15 protein-coding genes and 3 tRNA genes are annotated in these 20975 nt (G+C 56.3%); 10 read left to right on the top strand and 8 right to left on the bottom strand.

What is annotated here, in order from left to right; genetic code table 11:
* The first annotated feature begins 12 nt into the window (after positions 1 to 12).
* From ptrA to recD, 3 genes are read left to right on the top strand one after another with little or no spacing between them, the layout of a single operon-like run.
* Positions 13 to 2895 carry a pitrilysin gene (gene ptrA / locus RY075_RS18410; protein ID WP_048209543.1) on the top strand — a complete coding sequence of 961 codons (2883 nt, stop codon included), beginning with the start codon at positions 13 to 15 and terminating at the stop codon, positions 2893 to 2895.
* Positions 2892 to 6434 (top strand): exodeoxyribonuclease V subunit beta, encoded by a 3543-nt coding sequence (gene recB / locus RY075_RS18405; protein ID WP_109948502.1) that lies wholly within the window; start codon positions 2892 to 2894, stop codon positions 6432 to 6434. Before ptrA ends, recB begins: the two co-directional genes overlap by 4 nt.
* Positions 6431 to 8251 (top strand): exodeoxyribonuclease V subunit alpha, encoded by a 1821-nt coding sequence (recD, locus tag RY075_RS18400; protein ID WP_023323692.1) that lies wholly within the window; start codon positions 6431 to 6433, stop codon positions 8249 to 8251. Before recB ends, recD begins: the two co-directional genes overlap by 4 nt.
* 33 nt (positions 8252 to 8284) lie before the next feature.
* On the opposite strand, the gene argA is transcribed toward recD, so the two are convergent.
* The gene (gene argA / locus RY075_RS18395; protein WP_003862767.1) at positions 8285 to 9616 is read right to left on the bottom strand and encodes an amino-acid N-acetyltransferase; all 1332 of its coding nucleotides are present in this window, start codon (positions 9614 to 9616) and stop codon (positions 8285 to 8287) included.
* A 227-nt stretch (positions 9617 to 9843) separates the two neighbouring features.
* On the opposite strand from argA, the gene amiC reads away from it, so the two are divergent.
* Positions 9844 to 11097: an N-acetylmuramoyl-L-alanine amidase AmiC gene (gene amiC / locus RY075_RS18390; RefSeq protein ID WP_302378147.1), complete on the top strand. Its 1254-nt coding sequence runs from the start codon at positions 9844 to 9846 to the stop codon at positions 11095 to 11097.
* An 89-nt stretch (positions 11098 to 11186) separates the two neighbouring features.
* Here the strand turns inward: amiC and RY075_RS18385 are convergent.
* From RY075_RS18385 to RY075_RS18375, 3 genes are all read right to left on the bottom strand, one after another.
* Positions 11187 to 11263, bottom strand: a tRNA-Met gene (locus RY075_RS18385).
* A 44-nt stretch (positions 11264 to 11307) separates the two neighbouring features.
* Positions 11308 to 11384, bottom strand: a tRNA-Met gene (locus RY075_RS18380).
* A gap of 171 nt (positions 11385 to 11555) precedes the next feature.
* Positions 11556 to 11632: transfer RNA gene (locus RY075_RS18375), tRNA-Met, on the bottom strand.
* Between the two features lie 208 nt (positions 11633 to 11840).
* Between RY075_RS18375 and mltA the strand changes: the two genes are divergently transcribed.
* Positions 11841 to 12938: a murein transglycosylase A gene (mltA, locus tag RY075_RS18370; protein WP_003862765.1), complete on the top strand. Its 1098-nt coding sequence runs from the start codon at positions 11841 to 11843 to the stop codon at positions 12936 to 12938.
* Between the two features lie 75 nt (positions 12939 to 13013).
* Positions 13014 to 13820 (top strand): tRNA cyclic N6-threonylcarbamoyladenosine(37) synthase TcdA, encoded by an 807-nt coding sequence (tcdA, locus tag RY075_RS18365; protein ID WP_006811804.1) that lies wholly within the window; start codon positions 13014 to 13016, stop codon positions 13818 to 13820.
* Here the strand turns inward: tcdA and csdE are convergent.
* Both csdE and csdA read right to left on the bottom strand, forming a co-directional pair.
* Complete coding sequence (gene csdE / locus RY075_RS18360) at positions 13811 to 14257, bottom strand: cysteine desulfurase sulfur acceptor subunit CsdE (protein WP_003862762.1); 447 nt, start codon at positions 14255 to 14257, stop codon at positions 13811 to 13813. The genes tcdA and csdE overlap by 10 nt on opposite strands.
* Positions 14257 to 15462 carry a cysteine desulfurase CsdA gene (gene csdA / locus RY075_RS18355; protein ID WP_022651789.1) on the bottom strand — a complete coding sequence of 402 codons (1206 nt, stop codon included), beginning with the start codon at positions 15460 to 15462 and terminating at the stop codon, positions 14257 to 14259. The genes csdE and csdA overlap by 1 nt, the downstream gene beginning before the upstream one ends.
* 191 nt (positions 15463 to 15653) lie before the next feature.
* On the opposite strand from csdA, the gene RY075_RS18350 reads away from it, so the two are divergent.
* The 4 genes from RY075_RS18350 to rlmM all read left to right on the top strand — a co-directional run bounded on the left by RY075_RS18350 (position 15654) and on the right by rlmM (position 18677).
* Complete coding sequence (locus tag RY075_RS18350; protein WP_003862759.1) at positions 15654 to 15881, top strand: YgdI/YgdR family lipoprotein; 228 nt, start codon at positions 15654 to 15656, stop codon at positions 15879 to 15881.
* Positions 15882 to 16231: 350 nt separating this feature from the next.
* Positions 16232 to 17149 (top strand): glycine cleavage system transcriptional regulator GcvA, encoded by a 918-nt coding sequence (gcvA, locus tag RY075_RS18345; RefSeq protein ID WP_003862758.1) that lies wholly within the window; start codon positions 16232 to 16234, stop codon positions 17147 to 17149.
* Positions 17150 to 17188: 39 nt separating this feature from the next.
* Positions 17189 to 17584: a DUF423 domain-containing protein gene (locus RY075_RS18340; RefSeq protein WP_003862756.1), complete on the top strand. Its 396-nt coding sequence runs from the start codon at positions 17189 to 17191 to the stop codon at positions 17582 to 17584.
* Positions 17577 to 18677 carry a 23S rRNA (cytidine(2498)-2'-O)-methyltransferase RlmM gene (gene rlmM / locus RY075_RS18335; protein WP_003862754.1) on the top strand — a complete coding sequence of 367 codons (1101 nt, stop codon included), beginning with the start codon at positions 17577 to 17579 and terminating at the stop codon, positions 18675 to 18677. Before RY075_RS18340 ends, rlmM begins: the two co-directional genes overlap by 8 nt.
* A 57-nt stretch (positions 18678 to 18734) precedes the next feature.
* Here rlmM and xni read toward each other — a convergent pair whose 3' ends face one another.
* Positions 18735 to 19490 (bottom strand): flap endonuclease Xni, encoded by a 756-nt coding sequence (gene xni, locus RY075_RS18330; protein ID WP_338627883.1) that lies wholly within the window; start codon positions 19488 to 19490, stop codon positions 18735 to 18737.
* A 112-nt stretch (positions 19491 to 19602) separates the two neighbouring features.
* A complete protein-coding gene (locus tag RY075_RS18325; RefSeq protein WP_338627882.1) occupies positions 19603 to 20970 on the bottom strand; it encodes an L-serine ammonia-lyase in 1368 nt (455 codons plus the stop codon).
* Positions 20971 to 20975: the final 5 nt, after the last annotated feature.

Raw genomic sequence — 20975 nt, 5'->3', positions numbered from 1 at the left:
AAAGAGGTCGTAATGCCAGGCAGCACCTTGTTCAAAGCGTTTGTTTTGTTTATCGCCCTTTGGGCTCCCGTCACACAGGCCGATTCCGGTTGGCAACCTGTCAAGGAAACAATCCGTAAGAGCGATAAGGACACCCGTCAGTATCAGGCGATTCGTCTTGATAACGGGATGACCGTACTGCTGGTTTCCGATCCTCAGGCGGTGAAATCGCTCTCCGCGCTGGTTGTGCCGGTGGGTTCGCTGGAAGATCCTGACGCCCATCCGGGACTGGCGCACTACCTTGAGCACATGACGCTGATGGGATCTAAAAAATACCCACAGCCTGACAGCCTGTCCGAATTTCTGAAAATGCATGGCGGCAGCCACAACGCCAGTACCGCGCCGTATCGCACCGCGTTTTACCTGGAAGTGGAAAATGATGCGCTTGATGGGGCGGTGGACCGTCTGGCGGATGCCATCGCCGCACCGCTGCTGGATAAAAAATACGCTGACCGTGAACGTAACGCCGTGAACGCCGAACTGACGATGGCGCGCACGCGAGACGGTATGCGCATGGCGCAGGTTAGTGCTGAAACCATCAATCCGGCGCACCCGGGTTCTCGCTTCTCAGGCGGCAACCTTGAAACGCTGAGCGACAAGCCAGGTAGCCCGGTGCTCGATGCGCTGCATGCGTTTCGTGAAAAATACTATTCCGCCAATCTGATGAAAGCGGTTATCTACAGCAATAAACCGTTGCCGACGCTGGCAAACATGGCCGCGCAGACCTACGGCAGGGTGCCAAATAAAAATATCGATCTGCCGCAGATTAACGTGCCAGTTGTCACGGACGCGCAAAAAGGCATTGTTATTCACTATGTGCCGGCCTTGCCGCGCAAGGTGTTACGCGTTGAATTCCGTATTGATAACAACACTGCGCAGTTCCGCAGCAAAACCGACGAGCTGGTGACGTATCTTATCGGCAACCGCAGCCCGGGTACGCTCTCCGACTGGCTGCAAAAGCAGGGGCTGGTGGAAGGTATTCGCGCTGACTCCGATCCCGTTGTAAATGGGAATAGCGGCGTGCTGGCCATCTCCGCGACGCTGACCGATAAAGGGCTGGCTCACCGGGACGACGTCGTTGCGGCCATTTTCAGTTACCTCTCTCTGCTGCGCGACAAAGGCGTCGATAAACGCTACTTTGACGAGCTGGCGCACGTGCTGGATCTCGATTTCCGCTATCCCTCTATCACGCGTGATATGGACTACGTTGAGTGGCTGGCAGATACCATGATCCGCGTGCCGGTGGAACATACGCTGGATGCGGTAAATATTGCCGACCAGTTTGACGCCGGAGCGCTCAAAGCGCGTCTGGCGATGATGACTCCGCAGAATGCCCGCGTCTGGTATATCAGCCCGAACGAACCGCATAACAAAATGGCCTACTTCGTTGATGCCCCGTATCAGGTTGAAAAAATCAGCGAACAGACCTTCGCGGGCTGGCAGAAAAAGGCGGGGGAAATTGCGCTGAAGTTACCGGAGCTTAACCCCTACATTCCGGACGATTTCTCGCTGATCAAACCCGCAAAGGCGTATCCGCACCCGGAGCTGATTGTTGATGAGCCGACGCTGCGCGTGGTCTACACCCCAAGCCGCTATTTCGCCGACGAGCCAAAAGCGGATGTCAGCGTGGTGCTGCGTAACCCCAAAGCAATGGACAGCGCCAGAAACCAGGTGCTGTTTGCGCTTAATGATTATCTGGCCGGTATTGCCCTCGATCAGCTCAGCAACCAGGCTGCCGTTGGTGGTATCAGTTTCTCCACCAACGCCAATAACGGCCTGATGGTGAATGCCAACGGCTATACCCAGCGTTTGCCGCAGCTGTTCCAGGCGCTGCTGGACGGTTATTTCAGCTATACGCCTACGGAAGAACAGCTCGAGCAGGCTAAGTCCTGGTATGCCCAGATGATGGATTCTGCCGAGAAGGGTAAAGCCTACGATCAGGCGATTATGCCAGCACAGATGCTGTCGCAAATTCCGTACTTCCAGCGCGAAGATCGCCGCGCGATATTGCCCTCAGTCACCTTAAAAGAGGTGCTGGCTTACCGTGATGCGCTGAAAACCAATACCCGTCCGGAGTTCCTGGTTGTAGGGAATATGAGCGAAGATCAGGCTAAAACGCTGGCGCAAAACGTCCGTGCGCAACTGGGTTCAAAAGGCGATGAGTGGTGCCGTAACCAGGATGTGCTGGTAGAGAAAAAGCAGAACGTGATCTTCGAAAAAGCGGGAAGCAGCACGGATTCCGCGCTGGCCGCGGTGTTTGTCCCTGTCGGTTATGACGAATTTACCAGCTCTGCCCAGAGTGCGGTGCTTGGTCAAATTATTCAGCCGTGGTTTTACAACCAGCTGCGCACCGAAGAGCAGCTGGGCTATGCGGTGTTCGCTTTCTCCATGAATGTGGGCCGTCAGTGGGGGCTGGGCTTCCTTCTGCAAAGCAGTGACAAGCAACCCGCTTACCTGTGGCAGCGTTATCAGGCGTTCTTCCCGCAGGCGGAAGCAAAACTGCGCGCCATGAAGCCGGAAGAGTTTGCCCAAATCCAGCAGGCGGTTATCGCCCAGGTGATGCAACCGCCGCAGACGCTGGGTGAAGAGGCCTCGCAGCTGAGCAAAGATTTTGATCGCGGTAATATGAAATTTGATTCGCGTGATAAAATAGTGGCCGAAATAAAACAGCTGACGCCACAAAAGGTTGCCGATTTCTTCCATCAGGCGGTAGTAAAACCGCAGGGTATGGCCATCCTGTCTCAGGTTTCTGGCAGCCAGAACGGGAAAACGGACTACGTAAAATCAAAAGAGTGGACCGTCTGGAAGAGCGTCAGCGCGCTGCAACAAACAATGCCCTGGAGTAAGAAAGAATGACCCATACCGCTGAGCCGCTTGATCCCCTAAGTTTACCTCTACAGGGTGAGCGACTGATTGAAGCCTCAGCGGGAACGGGAAAAACCTATACCATCGCCGCGCTCTATCTGCGTCTGCTGTTGGGGCTCGGCGGCAACGCCGCTTTTTCGCGCCCGTTAAGCGTGGAAGAGCTGCTGGTGGTAACCTTCACCGAAGCGGCCACTGCCGAGCTGCGTGGCCGTATTCGCAGCAACATTCATGAGCTGCGCATCGCCTGTCTGCGTCAGACGACGGATAACCCCCTCTACGCGAGCCTGCTGGACGAGATTGCGGATAAGCAACAGGCTGCGCAATGGCTGCTGCTGGCCGAACGGCAAATGGATGAAGCGTCCGTCTTCACCATTCACGGTTTTTGTCAGCGCATGCTGAGCCTGAATGCGTTTGAATCCGGCATGCTCTTTGAGCAGCAGCTTATTGAAGATGAATCCGAGCTTCGCTATCAGGCCTGTGCGGATTTCTGGCGTCGACACTGTTATCCGTTGCAGCGCGACATTGCCGAAGCGGTTCACGCCCTGTGGAAAGGTCCGGAAGAGCTTCTTCGCGCCATCGACCGTTACCTGCAAGGCGAGGCGCCGGTCATTAAATCTCCTCCGCCTGCCGATGAAACGCTGGCCTCGCGCCATGAAAAGATCGTCGCCAAAATTACCGCGCTTAAGCAGAAGTGGAATGAGTCGGTTGGTGAAATTGATGCAATCATCGAAAACTCAGGCATCGACAGACGCAAGTTCAACCGTGGGAACCAGGGGAAGTGGATCGAAAAGATCAGCGCCTGGGCCCAGGAGGAGACGCGGGGTTACCAGCTTCCGGACGCACTGGAAAAATTTTCGCAACGCTTTTTGACCGAGCGAACCAAAGCCGACGGTATTGTGCCTGAGCATCCCCTGTTTGTGGCGATTGAAGCGCTGCTTGCGGAGCCATTAACGCTCAATGACCTGATGATCACCCGCGCCATGACGGAGATCCGCCAGGCCGTCGCGCGCGAAAAACGTCGCCGGGGCGAGCTGGGGTTTGATGACATGCTGAGCCGCCTGGACGAAGCCCTGTCCAGCGAGAATGGTGAAGCGCTCGCCAGCGCGATCCGTACCCGTTTTCCGGTGGCGATGATTGACGAATTTCAGGACACCGACCCCCAGCAGTACCGCATTTTTCGCCGCATCTGGCGACAGCAGCCCGACACTGCCCTGTTGTTGATTGGCGACCCTAAACAGGCGATTTACGCCTTCCGTGGGGCAGATATCTTCACCTATATGAAAGCCCGTAGTGAAGTTGTCGCGCATTACACGTTAGACACCAACTGGCGTTCCGCTCCGGGGATGGTTGAGAGCGTCAATGCGCTGTTCAGCCGTATGGAGACGGCGTTCATGTTCAAGGAAATCCCTTTTCTGCCGGTGAAATCCGCCCCAAAAAACGCATCCCTGCGCTTCGAAGTCAGTGGCGCGGAGCAGCCCGCCATGACCTTCTGGCTGCTTGAAGGGGAAGGCTATGGCGTTGCTGATTATCAGGCGGCGATGGCCCAGCACTGCGCCGCGCAAATCCGTGACTGGCTGAGCGCAGGCAACCGCGGCGAGGCGCTGCTGTGGAAGGGGGAACAGGCAAATCCTGTTAAAGCCTCTGATATTACCGTGCTGGTGCGCAGTCGTCAGGAAGCGGCGTTAATCCGCGATGCGCTAACATTGCTGGATATTCCGTCAGTGTATCTCTCTAACCGTGACAGCGTGTTCGACACGCTGGAAGCCCAGGAAATGCTCTGGCTGCTTCAGGCGGTACTGGCGCCGGAGCGCGAAAATACGCTTCGAAGCGCGCTGGCCAGCTCTATGCTGGGTTTGAACGCGCGCGATATTGATGAGCTCAACCATGACGAAAACGCATGGGATGCGGTGGTGGAAGAGTTTGTCCATTACCGTGAACGCTGGCAAAAACGCGGCGTCATGGCGATGCTGCGCGAATTGATGACGCGGCGTCAGATTGCCGAAAATATGCTGGCGTCATCCGGCGGTGAAAGGCGTCTTACCGATATTTTACACATCAGCGAACTGTTGCAGGAAGCCGGCACCCAGCTTGAAAGTGAACATGCCCTCGTGCGCTGGCTGGCGCAGCAAATCGCGGATCCAAACAGTAACGCCTCAAGCCAGCAGATGCGTCTTGAGAGCGATAAGCATCTGGTGCAAATCGTCACTATTCACAAATCGAAAGGTCTCGAGTATCCGCTGGTCTGGCTGCCCTTTATCGCGAACTACCGCGTTCAGGATCAGGCCTATTATCATGACCGCGAGACTTTCGATGCGGTGCTCGATCTCAGCAAGGCGGAAACCAGCGTTGAGCTGGCGGAAGCGGAGCGTCTGGCGGAGGATTTGCGCCTGCTTTACGTGGCGCTGACCCGTTCTGTCTGGCATTGCAGCCTGGGCGTCGCGCCGGTTTTCCGCCGTCGCGGGGAAAAAACAGGGGAGAGCGATTTCCATTTAAGCGCCTTAGGGCGGCTTATTCAGCGTGGTGAGCCAAAAGATGCGGCGGGGTTGCGCCTCTGTATTGAGTCGCTTTGCGGAGACGATATCGCCCTGCATATCCCTTCTCTGCCAGACAACAGCCGCTGGGAAATGGCGCAAGAGCCCGTGACCGATCTTAACGCGCGCCAGATCACACGGGTGCTTGCCGACGACTGGCGCGTCACCAGCTATTCTGGCCTGCAACAGCAAGGGCAAAGTATTGCGCAGGATCTCATGCCGAAGCTGGACGTGGATGCCGCAGGGGTAGGCGATGTTCCGGTTGAACCGACGTTAACTCCGCATCAGTTCCCACGCGGCGCGTCGCCGGGCACCTTTTTGCACAGCCTTTTTGAAGAGCTTGATTTCACCCAGCCTGTCAGTGAGGAGTGGGTGCTGAAGATGTTGCAGAGCGGAGGCTATGACGCGCACTGGCAGCCCGTTCTCACTGACTGGATCAACGCCATTTTGCAAGCGCCGCTGACGGCGCAGGGCTTCTCTCTTCGCCAGTTAACGGCCAAAAATAAGCAGGTTGAGATGGAGTTTTATCTGCCCGTCGCAGGCCCGCTTAAGGCCGACGCGCTCGATGCGCTTATCCGTCAGTACGATCCGCTGTCAGCCGGTTGCCCGCCGCTGAACTTCCGTCAGGTGCAGGGCATGCTGAAAGGGTTTATCGACCTGGTCTTCCGTCACGAAGGACGGTACTACCTGCTGGATTACAAATCAAACTGGCTGGGCGAGAACAGCGAAGCCTATACCCAGCAGGCGATGGCGGCCGCCATGCAAATGCATCGCTACGATCTGCAATATCAGCTCTATACCCTGGCGCTGCACCGCTATTTGCGCCACCGTATTGCGGATTACCGCTACGACGATCATTTTGGCGGTGTCATCTACCTGTTCCTGCGCGGGGTTGACGCTGCCGATCCGCGCTCCGGGATCTTCAGCACTCGTCCGGATGCGGAATTGATTAATAAAATGGATAACCTGTTTGCAGCAAACACGGAGGAGATGGCATGACGATGCAGGACTTATTGCTGGATGCGGTAGAGCAACGCGTGCTGCGTCAGCTGGACGTGCAGTTTGCCATGATGATTGCCGCTGACCAGCCCGCCGTGATGCTTGCCGCTGCCCTGTTGAGTAAAGATGCCGGAGAGGGGCATGTGTGTCTGCCGCTCTCGCGTCTGGTGGTTGACGAGAAAATGCCGCCTGTCCTCCAGTCCTGCTTTGCGCTGCTGGGAGATAAGGTGGACTGGCAGAAAATCTTGCGGGAATCGTCAGCCGTTGGGCCGGGAGACAACCAGGCACCGCTGATCCTGACGGGGGAGCGCTTATACCTGAACCGCCTGTGGCGAAATGAACTGACGGTAGCGCGTTTCTTTAGTGAGACCAATGCGCCGCTTCCCTGCGACGAAGCACAGCTTCGCCAGACGCTGGACAGGCTGTTTGACTCCGGTGAGGACACAGACTGGCAGAAAGTGGCGGCGGCCGTCGCCCTGACGCGGCGGATCTCGGTGATATCCGGCGGCCCGGGAACGGGGAAAACAACGACCGTCGCAAAGCTGCTGGCAGCCCTGATACAGCTTTCAGGAGAGCAGCGATGCCGTATTCGTCTGGCGGCGCCCACCGGGAAGGCTGCGGCGCGTCTGACCGAATCACTGGGCGGCGCGATGCAACAGCTGCCGCTCACTCAGGAGCAGCTTGCGCTTTTCCCGGGTGAAGCAAGTACTCTGCACCGTCTGCTCGGCGCGCAGCCGGGTAGCCAGCGGCTGCGCTACCATGCGGGTAATCCGCTGCATCTGGACGTGCTGGTGGTGGATGAAGCCTCCATGATCGACCTGACCATGATGTCGCGCCTGATTGATGCTCTGCCACCCCATGCGCGGGTGGTTTTCCTGGGCGATCGCGACCAGCTCGCCTCTGTAGAAGCCGGGGCGGTGCTGGGAGATATCTGTACCTACGCCAGTTACGGTTATACCGCCGCGCGGGCGCAGGAGCTCGCCCGTCTGACCGGCTGCTCGCTTGAACCCGATCACACGCCGATCGCGGGCGCACTGCGTGACAGCCTGTGCCTGCTGCAAAAAAGCTACCGTTTCGGTAGCGACTCCGGCATCGGCCAGCTGGCTGCGGCGGTCAACCGTGGCGACAGGCACGCCACGCGCACGGTGTTTGACGGTACCTTCACTGACATTGAAAAGAAATCGCTGCAAAGCGGGGAAGAGTATCAGGCTATGCTTGAGGAGGCTCTCCAGGGATACCAGCATTTTCTGAGCTGCGTGCAGCAGCGCAGTCAGCCCGGACAGGTCATCGCCGCATTTGGCGAATACCAGCTTCTGTGCGCATTGCGGGAAGGGCCGTTTGGCGTCACGGGCCTGAACGACAGGCTGGAGCAGTTGCTGGTGCAGAAACGCAAAATTAACCGTCAGCTGCATTCGCGATGGTATGAAGGCCGGCCAGTGATGATCTCCCGCAACGATAGTGCGCTGGGGCTGTTCAACGGGGATATCGGCATTGCGCTCGATCGCGGTAACGGTCTGCGCGTCTGGTTCCAGCTACCGGACGGTAGCGTGAAGTCCGTCCAGCCCAGCCGCCTGCCAGAGCATGAAACGGCATGGGCGATGACGGTACATAAATCTCAGGGCTCCGAGTTCAACCATGCGGCGCTGATCCTGCCGACACAGCTGTCGCCGGTAGTGACCCGCGAACTGGTCTACACAGCCATTACCCGTGCGCGCCAGCGCCTGTCGCTATATGCGGATGAGCGCGTGTTGAGCCAGGCTATTGCCACCCGTACCGAGCGCAGAAGCGGATTAAGCGCGATATTTGAATCTGTCTGAGTGAACGCCCTCTCCAACAGGAGAGGGTGACTGTTATCCCAGGTCCGCCATTAACACCTTCGAGCGGCGCTGGTAGTTGTACATCTCTTTCTTACTTTCCGGCAGGGAATCAATATCCACCGGCGTGAAGCCGCGCTCCTGGAACCAGTGAATGCTGCGCGTGGTGAGCACGAACAGCTTGCTCAGACCCATCTGGCGCGCCTGTGCCGCCACGCGTTCAAGCAGCAGTTCCCCCCGCGAGGAGCTACGGTAATCCGGGTGCACGGCAACGCACGCCATTTCGCCAATCTGCTCTTCCGGGAACGGATAAAGCGCCGCACAGGCAATGGTCAGGTTATCGCGCTGAATGATGGTGAACTTGTCGATCTCCATCTCCAGCTGCTCCCGGGAGCGGCGAACCAGAATGCCCTGTTGTTCCAGCGGACGGATCAGCTCCAGAATGCCGCCGATATCGTTGATGGTGGCACGGCGGATCTGCTCGGCGCTCTCCATGACGATCTGCGTACCGATCCCGTCCCGGGAGAACAGTTCCTGCAACAGCGCACCGTCTTCCTGATAGCTGATCAGGTGGCTGCGGCGCACCCCGCTGCGGCACGCTTTAACGGCGCCGCGCAGAAAACGCACGGTACCGGAATAGTAATCGCCTTCTGCTTCCAGCGCTTCCACGCGCGCCTGGGCTTCATTCGGAAAAAGTTCTGGCACAATTACGCCCTCATCGTTCACGACACCCTGCGAGGAGCAAAAGCCGATCATTTTTTCCGCTTTCAGCTTGATGGCCAGCTGGGTGGCAATCTCTTCTGAGGTCAGATTAAAACTTTCACCCGTTACGGAGACGGCAACGGGCCCCATCAGGACGATCGCGCCATTGTCTAACTGGCGGTGAATGGCGTCTTCATCAATACGGCGGATGCGGCCGCTGTGGCAGTAATCCACGCCATCGTCCACGCCGAGCGGCTGAGCGATGATAAAGTTGCCGCTCACCACGTTAATGTGCGCGCCCTGCAACGGCGTATTATTCAGGCTCATCGACAGGCGGGCGGTGATATCGAGCTGCAACAGACCCGCCGCCTGTTTGACCAGTTCGAGGGTTTTCGCATCCGTCACGCGCGTGTGTTTGTGGTAGATCGGCTCATGGTGATGGGCGGCCAGGTTGGCTTCGATTTGCGGACGTGCGCCATACACCACCACCAGACGGATGCCGAGGCTGTGCAGCAGGCCGATATCATTGACGATGCTGGAAAAGTTTTCATGCTCAATGGCTTCGCCGCCAAGCATGATGACAAACGTTTTTCCCCGATGGGTGTTGATATAGGGAACAGAATGGCGGAATCCCTGGACCAGTTCGGTTCTGCGTTCCTTAACCATGACACAACCCTTAGTGAATGTTTATTCGTAATTTATGTATTTTTATTCGATCGTGGCCGCGTGTGCAAGCCTAAATTTTCTGCGACCCACAGAAAATAATAAGTAATCCGTGCGTTAACGTATGATTGTTTACCCTTTTATAGATGACAGTTTATGCGTCATTCGTTAAAGTTTTCGGTCAATTTGGGCGTTTTGTTCATCAATCAGATTTCTTGCTCGGGAGAAGCATGTCGGGATCCAATTCAGCAATAAGCCGCCGCCGCCTGTTAAAAGGGGCCGGGGCGATGTGGTTGCTTAGCGTCAGCCAGGTCGGTCTTGCCGCCACAAGCCAGGTAGTCGCGGTGCGCGTCTGGCCGTCGTCGACCTATACGCGCGTGACGGTCGAGTCCAATCGCGTGCTGAAATACAAGCAATTTGCCCTCAGCAATCCTGAACGTGTGGTGGTTGATCTCGAAGGTGTGAACCTCAACTCCGTGCTTAAAGGCATGGCAGCACAAATCCGTGGCGACGATCCGTTTATCAAATCGGCGCGCGTCGGGCAGTTCGATCCGCAAACCGTGCGCATGGTGTTTGAGCTGAAGCAGAACGTGAAACCGCAGCTCTTTGCCCTTGCGCCTGTTGCCGCCTTTAAGGAGCGTCTGGTGATGGATCTCTATCCGGCGAATGCGACGGATATTCAGGATCCGCTACTGGCATTACTTGAGGATTACAACAAAGGCGATCTCGACAGCCAGGTTCCGCCAGCGCAAAGTGGTCCAAAGCCTGGCAAGGCGGGGCGCGATCGCCCGATTGTGATCATGCTCGATCCTGGCCACGGCGGAGAAGATTCCGGCGCCGTCGGGAAATATCGCACCCGCGAAAAAGATGTGGTGCTGCAAATTGCCCGTCGTCTGAAGGCGTTGATCGACAAAGAGGGCAATATGCGCGCCTATATGACGCGCAACGAAGATGTCTTTATTCCGCTGAAGGTCCGCGTGGCAAAAGCGCAAAAGCAGCGCGCGGATCTGTTTGTCTCTATTCATGCGGATGCCTTCACCAGCCGCCAGCCGAGCGGATCCTCAGTGTTTGCCCTGTCAACAAAAGGGGCGACCAGCACCGCGGCGAGATACCTGGCGGACACGCAGAACGCCTCGGATTTAATCGGTGGTGTGAGCAAAAGTGGCGACCGTTACGTCGACCATACGATGTTTGATATGGTGCAGTCGCTGACTATTACCGACAGCCTGAAGTTTGGTAAAGCGGTGCTGGGCAAACTGGGCCGGATCAACAAGCTGCACAAAAACAGCGTCGAGCAGGCCGGATTTGCGGTACTGAAAGCGCCGGATATTCCTTCCATTCTGGTCGAAACCGCGTTTATCAGTAACGTGGAAGAGGAACGTAAGCTCAAGACGGCTAAATTCCAGCAGGAAGTGGCGGAGTCGATTCTGGCGGGGATTCGGGCCTACTTCTCAGACGGGGAAACGCTGGCGCGGCGGGGGTAGGGCATTAAGCCGGGTATCATGCCCGGCATTTTCACAAACGCCAGATACAAAAAAACACCCTTCAGGGTGTTTATTGTTTTAAGAAGTGTTGGTTGCGGGGGCCGGATTTGAACCGACGACCTTCGGGTTATGAGCCCGACGAGCTACCAGGCTGCTCCACCCCGCGTCCGTCTTTCTACACTTGTAGAAACTTACTTCTTCAAATTTGATTGGTTGCGGGGGCCGGATTTGAACCGACGACCTTCGGGTTATGAGCCCGACGAGCTACCAGGCTGCTCCACCCCGCGTCCGTCTTTTTGCTTCGTATTTCAAACCACATCTGCGTTGACTTTCCTCGTTCACCTCAGTCACTTACTGGAGTAAGTTCCTAAGGATTCACTGCGTCGTCGCCTTGCTGTGATTCGAACTACTTCGCAAAAACTTCTACAGTCGTAGAAGATACTTCATCAAATTTTAATTGGTTGCGGGGGCCGGATTTGAACCGACGACCTTCGGGTTATGAGCCCGACGAGCTACCAGGCTGCTCCACCCCGCGTCCGTGGAAGCGCACTATACTCGGATAGGTTTGTGATGCAACCCCTTTTTCACATAATTCATTATTTTGTATGCAAAATGAACGGCAAAAGCCACTTTGGACTATTTTTTGTGCAGAATTTGCCAAAGGGAAGGCGATTGCATTTCATTAACACGGTGGGTTTGTTATCTTCATCTCGCGGAATTGGGCAACTAAAAGACGAGATATAATGAAAGGACGTTGGGCGAAGTATCTGATGACAGGCGCAATGGTGGCGATTCTTGCGGCCTGCTCTTCCAAACCGACCGATCGCGGTCAACAGTATAAAGACGGGAAGTTATCCCAGCCTTTCTCTTTAGTTAACCAGCCCGATGCCGTGGGTGCTCCAATCAATGCCGGGGATTTCTCCGAGCAGGTGTACCAGATCCGCAAAGCGTCGCCGCGCCTGTATGGCGCACAGAACAACGTTTATAGTGCCGTGCAGGACTGGCTGCGTGCAGGCGGTGATACCCGCAATATGCGCCAGTTTGGTATCGATGCCTGGCAGATGGAGGGGGCGGATAACTACGGTAACGTCCAGTTTACCGGTTACTACACCCCGGTTGTCCAGGCGCGACACACGCGCCAGGGCGAGTTCCAGTATCCCATTTACCGTATGCCGCCGAAACGCGGTCGTCTACCGTCCCGCGCCGAGATCTACGCCGGCGCGCTGAGCGAAAATTATGTTCTGGCCTACAGCAACTCGCTGATGGACAACTTCATTATGGACGTGCAGGGCAGTGGCTATATTGATTTTGGCGACGGCTCGCCGCTGAACTTCTTTAGCTATGCCGGTAAAAATGGCCATGCCTATCGCAGCATCGGTAAGGTGCTGATCGACCGTGGCGAAGTGAAACGAGAAGATATGTCGATGCAGGCTATCCGCGAGTGGGGCGAAAAGCACAGCGAAGCGGAAGTGCGTGAGCTGCTTGAGCAGAACCCATCGTTTGTCTTCTTCAAACCGCAGAACTTTGCGCCGGTGAAAGGGGCGAGCGCCGTCCCGCTGATTGGCCGCGCTTCTGTGGCATCGGATCGTTCGATTATTCCGGCGGGTACCACTCTGCTGGCGGAAGTTCCACTCCTCGACAACAACGGCAAATTCAACGGCAAGTATGAATTACGCCTGATGGTGGCGCTGGACGTGGGTGGGGCGATTAAAGGCCAGCACTTCGACATTTATCAGGGCATCGGCCCGGATGCCGGCCATCGTGCAGGCTGGTATAACCACTACGGACGCGTGTGGGTGCTGAAGACAGCGCCGGGTACCGGAAACGTATTCAGCGGCTGATTGTGGTATTCTGAGCGCAAGACGGATTACGGTTCAGGGTGAGGAATACCTCACCCTTTTTACATCTGAGGTTTTATGTCTGTGGTAATCAGCGATGCCTGGCGCCAGCGTTTCGGCGGCACGGCACGGTTATATGGTGAAAAAGCCCTGCAACTGTTCGCGGATGCGCATGTCTGCGTGGTGGGCATTGGTGGCGTGGGTTCGTGGGCGGCAGAAGCGCTGGCGAGAACCGGCATTGGCGCAATTACGTTGATTGATATGGATGATGTCTGCGTGACTAACACTAACCGTCAGATCCACGCCCTGCGTGATAACGTCGGTCTGGCGAAGTCCGAGGTGATGGCGGAGCGTATTCGTCTCATCAACCCGGAGTGCCGGGTGACGGTGATCGACGACTTTGTGACGGCAGATAACGTCGCGGAGTACATGAGCAAAGGCTACAGCTATGTGATTGACGCCATCGACAGCGTGCGGCCAAAAGCGGCGCTGATCGCTTACTGTCGTCGTTACAAGGTGCCGCTGGTCACGACCGGCGGCGCGGGCGGGCAAATCGATCCGACGCAGATCCAGGTGGCGGATCTGGCGAAAACCATTCAGGATCCGCTGGCTGCCAAGCTGCGCGAGCGCTTAAAAAGCGACTTCAACGTGGTGAAGAACAGCAAGGGCAAGCTGGGCGTCGACTGCGTGTTCTCCACCGAAGCGCTGGTCTACCCGCAGGCGGATGGTTCGGTCTGTGCAATGAAAAGCACGGCGGAAGGGCCAAAGCGGATGGATTGTGCCTCAGGGTTTGGAGCGGCCACCATGGTGACCGCCTCCTTCGGCTTTGTGGCGGTCTCTCACGCCCTGAAGAAGATGATGGCGAAGGCGGAACGTCAGGCCTGAGCCTGACGGGCGGCATCCAGCACCGCGTCGTTTAGCGCAATCAGTCCCTGACCGCGCGAGGCGCTAAGCTGTGCGCGAAGTCCCAGCTCATCAAACAGCGCCAGCGGAGAATGCGCCAGCAGCTCTGCGGCGCTTTTCCCTTCGATTGCGGTCAACAGCACCGCCAGCAGACCGCGAACAATGCGTCCCTCGCTGTCGCCGAAGAAATGCAGTTTCTCACCGGATACGCTAAACCCAAGCCAGACGCGGTTCTCGCAGCCTGCGATCTCCTTCGCCTGTAATTTCAGCTCGTCTGACAGTGCAGGCAACTGTTTGCCCAGCAGGATCAGCTGACGATATTTATCTTCCCACTGCGTGAGCGGGACAAAGGTCTGTTTTAACGTCTCTTCAGTAATAACGGTGCCGAACGGGTGTCCGGCTAAAGCTGAACTTGTCATTAATCCACCAGTAATTCCAGGGCGCGGTCGACGGCGGAAACCAGCGCATCGACGTCACTTTTTGTATTGTACGGTGCAAACGAGGCGCGCAGGGTACCGCTCACGCCAATAGCCGCCAGCAGCGGCTGGGCGCAGTGCTGTCCGGCACGCAGGGCAATGCCGTATCCGGCAAGTAGCGTTACCATGTCGCTATGGTGCACGCCCGCGAAATCAAAGGCGAGCAGGCTGGAGTCCTGGACGCGGAACGAGCGAAAACCCGGACGTTTTTTCAGTTCTTCTTCCGCCAGCGTCGCCAGACCCCGGCTCCAGCTTTCAGCCTGAACCACGTCCGTTTCTGCCAGCCATTCGAGCGCCGCGCTCAGGCCAATAACCCCGGCCACGTTCGGTGTACCGGCTTCCAGGCGGTAGGGCACATCCTGCGTTTTAAAACCGTCGAAGGTGACTTCGGTAATCATCTTGCCGCCGCCGAGCCACGGCGTCATCCGGGCCAGCAGTTCAGGTTTGCCGTACAGCGCGCCGATACCGGTTGGCCCGTACAATTTGTGCCCTGAGAAGGCATAGAAGTCGATATCCAGCGCCTGCACATCAGCCGGAAAATGCACCACACCCTGCGCACCGTCGACCATCACCACCACGCCGCTGGCATGGGCAATCTCAATGGCGCGAGCCAGATCCGGACAGCCGCCGGTGACGTTGGACATCTGCCCCAGCGCCAGAATACGGCTGCGCGGCGTAATCAGCTCAGGCAGACGCGCCACGTCAGGCAGGAAGTCCGCACCCAACGGGAGCTTTACAACCTGTGCCCCGGTTTGTTCGGCCACCATCAGCCAGGGCACCAGGTTGGCGTGGTGTTCCGCCTCGCTGACGATGATCTCATCCCCGGGCTGCAACAGCGGACGCGCGTAACATTGCGCCACCATGTTAATGGCCTCGGTGGTGCCCCGCGTCCAGACGATGTTCTTACCGCTGTCAGCATTGATCAGGCGCGCGACCTGATCCCGTGCGGCTTCGTATTGCGCCGTTAAGCGCTGCGCGTCGGCATACTGGCTGCGGTGCACGTTCCCGGCGCTCAGGCTGTAAAACTGGCGGGTTGCCTCAATCACCGCCTGCGGTTTAAGGGCCGTGGCAGCGCTATCAAGATAAATGCCGGCATCGGCCAGCGCGGGAAACTGTGCGCGAAACTGCGCAGGACTGAAAGCGTTCATGGAATTCCTCATATCGATTCTACGATCGTCGCGCAAATTCATCGGCAGGGCAAGGAAGTTGATATCTATCAGATTTGTCTGCTTATCCTGGCGAGTCTGAAAAAGCAGGTTATGCTAAATAGTGTTAGGCGGATGTTTTAGCCTGTTATAAATCGAGGTTTGAATAGCATTAATTGCTAAAGGAGATAATCATGAAAAAGACAGCTGCAATCATTTCTGCCTGTGCGTTGACCTTTGCCCTGAGCGCCTGTTCTGGAAATAACTACGTAATGCATACCAACGATGGTCGATCTATCGTCTCTGAAGGGAAACCGACAACCGATAATGATACCGGGATGATTTCATACAAAGATGCTAACGGGAACAAACAGCAGATCAATCGCACTGACGTGAAAGAGATGAAGGAAATCGAGCATTAACAGTTAGATAAGCGAAAAAAAAGCACCGCAAGTTGGCGGTGCTACATTAATCACTATGGACAGACAGGGTAAATGTACAGGAAGTGAAAAATTGGTAGCGTTGCTACCGTGGTCTGAATCGCAGACCAATTGCAAACACAACAACACAACATCACAACCGTAAGCCAAAAGCCCTTCAGAACACGCATTCCAAAAAAAGCTTTTCGTTCCGGCTCAGGAAGTGCCGCCACTATAGGTATTTGCTGGTAGTTCCTCAACGGACAAATTATAATGGCTCAGATAAAAAAAACTAATAGGTTAAACGTTGTTTCCTATATGTTAAATCTCGTTAACATCTAAGCCAGATAACCATGTCCAAGCGATTGCCACCCCTTAATGCATTACGTGTTTTTGATGCAGCAGCACGCCACCTCAGCTTCACCCGCGCAGCCGATGAGCTTTTTGTGACACAGGCCGCAGTAAGTCATCAAATCAAGTCTCTGGAGGATTTTCTGGGGCTTAAGCTGTTCCGTCGACGCAACCGTTCGTTGCTGTTGACCGAAGAGGGGCAGAGCTATTTTCAGGATATTAAAGAGATTTTTTCCCAGCTGACGGAAGCCACTCGCAAGCTTCAGGCCCGGAGCGCAAAAGGCGCTCTGACTGTGAGTTTATTGCCCAGTTTTGCCATTCAGTGGCTGGTGCCGCGACTCTCAAGCTTTAACTCAACTTATCCGGGAATCGATGTCCGAATCCAGGCGGTGGACCGTCAGGAAGACAAGCTTGCAGATGATGTGGACGTGGCGATTTTTTACGGTCGCGGTAACTGGCCGGGCTTGCGTGTGGAAAAATTATACGCAGAATATCTGTTGCCGGTCTGTTCACCGCTGCTGCTGACGGGGGATAAAGCGCTCAAAACGCCCGCCGATCTGGCGCAACATACGCTTTTGCACGATGCGTCGCGTCGCGACTGGCAAACTTATACCCGCCAGTTAGGTCTTAATCATATAAACGTGCAGCAGGGGCCCATTTTTAGCCACAGCGCGATGGTGCTACAGGCTGCCATTCACGGGCAGGGCGTGGCGTTGGCAAACAACGTTATGGCGCAGTCCGAAATTGAGGCAGGCCGTCTGGTTTGCCCATTTAACGATGTACTGGTCAGCAAGAATGCATTTTATCTGGTTTGTCATGACAGTCAGGCAGAACTGGGTAAAATAGCCGCTTTCCGGCAGTGGATACTGGCGAAAGCGGCAAGCGAGCAAGAAAAATTCCGCTTCAGGTATGAACAATAACGTTTGTGTGCCGGGCACGCATCAATTCAGGACTTAAACATGACCAGCCGATTCATGCTGATTTTCGCCGCGGTGAGTGGCTTTATTTTTGTAGCTCTGGGCGCGTTTGGCGCGCATGTCTTAAGCAAATCTCTGGGCGTTGTGGAGATGGGGTGGATCCAGACCGGCCTTGAATATCAGGCGTTCCACACGCTGGCAATTTTTGGGCTGGCGGTGGCGATGCAGCGCCGCATCAGCATCTGGTTTTACTGGAGCAGCGTCTTTCTGGCGCTGGGTACCGTACTGTTCAGCGGCAGTCTTTACTGTCTGGCGCTGTCGCATTTACGCCTGTGGGCGTTTGTTACACCTGTCGGCGGCGTCAGCTTCCTGGCGGGTTGGGTGTTAATGTTTATCGGAGCTATCCGTCTGAAACGCAAGGGCGTTGTTCATGAATAAGGTTGTTTTATATTGTCGCCCGGGGTTTGAGAAAGAGTGCGCCGCGGAAATCACCGATAAAGCGGCGAAGCGTGAAGTCTTTGGATTCGCTCGCGTCAAAGAGAACGCGGGCTATGTGGTATTTGAATGCTATCAGCCTGATGATGCCGACAAGCTGGCGCGCGAACTGCCGTTCAGCTCATTGATTTTCGCCCGTCAGATGTTTGTCGCGGGTGAACTGCTGAAAGATCTTCCGCCGGAAGATCGCATCACGCCGATTGTTGGCCTGTTGCAGGGCGTGGTGGAGAAGGGCGGCGATTTGCGCGTGGAAGTGGCCGACACCAACGAAAGCAAAGAGCTGATGAAGTTCTGCCGTAAGTTCACCGTGCCGCTGCGCGCGGCGCTGCGTGATGCGGGTGTGCTGACAAACTACGAAACGCCAAAGCGCCCAGTCGTGCATATCTTCTTTATTGCGCCAGGATGTTGTTACGCAGGCTACTCGTATACCACCAATAACTCGCCGTTCTTTATGGGGATCCCGCGTCTGCGCTTCCCGGCAGATGCGCCGAGCCGTTCAACCCTCAAGCTGGAGGAGGCGTTTCACGTCTTTATCCCGGCGGACGAGTGGGACGAACGGCTGGCAAACGGCATGTATGCCGTCGACCTTGGCGCGTGCCCGGGCGGCTGGACCTATCAGCTGGTGAAACGCAACATGTGGGTATCGTCCGTTGATAACGGCCCAATGGCGCAAAGCCTGATGGACACCGGACAGGTCACCTGGCTGCGTGAAGACGGTTTCCGCTATCGCCCGAACCGCAACAACATCTCCTGGATGGTGTGCGACATGGTTGAGAAACCGGCGAAAGTGGCCGCGCTGATGGCCTCCTGGCTGGTGAACGGCTGGTGTCGCGAGACCATTTTCAACCTCAAGCTGCCGATGAAAAAGCGCTATGAGGAGGTGTCGCAGAACCTGGCCTACATTCAGCAGCAGCTGGATGAACACGGGATTAACGCGGAAATCCAGGCGCGTCAGCTTTATCACGACCGCGAAGAAGTGACGGTGCATATCCGTCGCTGGTGGGCGGCCGTGGGGGGGCGTCGCGACGAGCGATAACGTTTGTAACGCCCGGTGGCGCTGCGCTTACCGGGCCTACAAAATCGTGTAGTTGTTTTAACGCTCTAACCTTAACTGCTGTAAATTCCCGTCCAGTTGTAAATCCGTCTGTAGCGTCGCCACCTCCCGGCAGATAAACGCCATTTCTTTATGCGCCTCCAGCTTTTTGCGCCATTTATCCGGCACCTCGTTCAGCCGGGCGTACATCCCTTCCAGACTCTGAAACTCCGTCAGCAGCTGTGCGGCGCTTTTGGGTCCAATACCGGCGACACCCGGCACTTTAGAGCTGCTGATCCCCGCCAGCCCCCAGTAATCCGGCAGTTGCTCAGGCGATACGCCAAACTCGCTGGCAATGAACGGCGCGTCCAGCCAGCGTTTTTGAAAATAGTCGCGAATACGGATATTGGGGGAGAGCAGCTGGCAGTAGCCTTTGTCGGTTGAAACGATAGTCGCCTGATGTCCGGCGCTCGCGACTTTAACCGCCAGCGTTGCGGCTAAATCGTCAGCCTCATTACCGTGGGCGCCCCAGCACGGAACGCCGCGCTGCTCAAAGGCCGCGCGGATAGCGGGCATTTCTGCGTGCAGATCGTCCGGCATCGGCGCACGCCCGGCTTTGTAGTCCGGCAGGCGCTGGTGCCGCCAGCCCGTGTTGCGGGCTTCGTCATCAAAAACCGCGACCGCATGGGTGGGTTCACTGTGGCGGATAAGCTGCTCCAGCGCGTGTAAACAGGTGTCCTTGCAGGGTGTGCCCTGTACCGCATGAATACGGCGAATCAGGTTAAGAGCATCGACGATAAGCAAATGAACGGCCACAGATAATCTCCCTTCTGTCTAATGGGTGAAGGGTAACACTGAGCGCAGCATGAAACTATGAATGGTGGGGAAAACAGGAAGAAGCCTCGCAAAACGAGGCTTCCTGAGAGGCTTAATCGCAGGTGACGATCTTCATCGCCAGGCCACCGCGGGAGGTTTCGCGGTATTTGGCATTCATATCTTTGCCGGTTTCGTACATGGTTTCGATAACCTTGTCGAGGCAGACGCGCGGTTCGCTGGTACGACGCAGCGCCATACGGGCCGCGTTCACTGCTTTCACCGAGGCGATGGCGTTACGTTCGATGCATGGCACCTGGACCTGTCCGCCGACCGGATCGCAGGTCAGCCCCAGGTTATGTTCCATGCCGATTTCCGCCGCGATACAAACCTGCGCAGGGCTTGCGCCCAGCAATTCGGCCAGACCCGCCGCCGCCATAGAGCAGGCTACGCCCACTTCACCCTGACAGCCTACTTCCGCGCCAGAAATTGAGGCGTTCATCTTGTACAGTGAGCCAATCGCACTGGCGACCAGCAGGTAGCGTGCAAGTGAGTTTGCGTTCACTTCACGGATAAACTTGTCGTAATACGCCAGGACCGCCGGAACAATGCCGCACGCCCCGTTGGTTGGTGCGGTGACGACGCGGCCGCCCGCGGCGTTCTCTTCGTTCACCGCCAGCGCGAACATGTTGATCCAGTCGACGACGGCCATCGGATCGGTGGTGGTTTTGTCGGCGCTGACCAGCATGCGGCACAGCGCAGCCGCACGACGCGGAACACGCAGTTTACCCGGCAGCACGCCTTCGGTGGTGATCCCGCGCTCAATGCCGCTGCGCATCACTTCCCAGACGTTAGCGAAGTGCTGTTCCAGTTCCTCTTTGCTGTGCAGGGCCAGCTCGTTTTTCATCATCAGGCCGGAGAGAGAAAGCCCTGTCTCCTGGCAGTGACGCTGTAAGTCGGCCGCGTTTTTGTAAGGGTACGGCACATCAACAGCAGAATTGGTGCTTTGACCAAAATGGTCCTCGTCGACGATAAACCCGCCGCCGATGGAGTAATACGTCTGGCTGTAAACCGCTTTGTCGCCGGCCAGCGCGGTAATGCGCATGCCATTCTCGTGCAACGACAGGTTATCCGCATGGAAATTCATGCAGTGATCAACCGGGAATTCAACCTCATGCTCGCCGTTCGCCAGCAGCAAACGACCGTGGGTGTTCACGTCCTGGATAAAGCCAGGTATTGCATCAATATCAACGGTATCCGGCAGATTACCCGCCAGCCCCATGATAATGGCAATATCGGTATGGTGGCCTTTACCGGTCAGGGAAAGGGAACCATATACATCGACAACCACGCGGGTGATGTCGTGCAAAATGCCGCGTGCAATCAAGTCATCCGTGAATTGTTTACCGGCTTTCATTGGTCCGACGGTGTGAGAGCTGGAAGGACCAATACCGATTTTGAAGATATCGAATACGCTAATCATGATGC

Origin of the sequence: Enterobacter sp. JJBC (genome assembly GCF_036936505.1) — a bacterium.
Taxonomy (GTDB): domain Bacteria; phylum Pseudomonadota; class Gammaproteobacteria; order Enterobacterales; family Enterobacteriaceae; genus Enterobacter; species Enterobacter hormaechei_C.
Note: the sequence above shows the minus strand (reverse complement) of the source record. Positions and strands in the feature narration are given on the sequence as shown.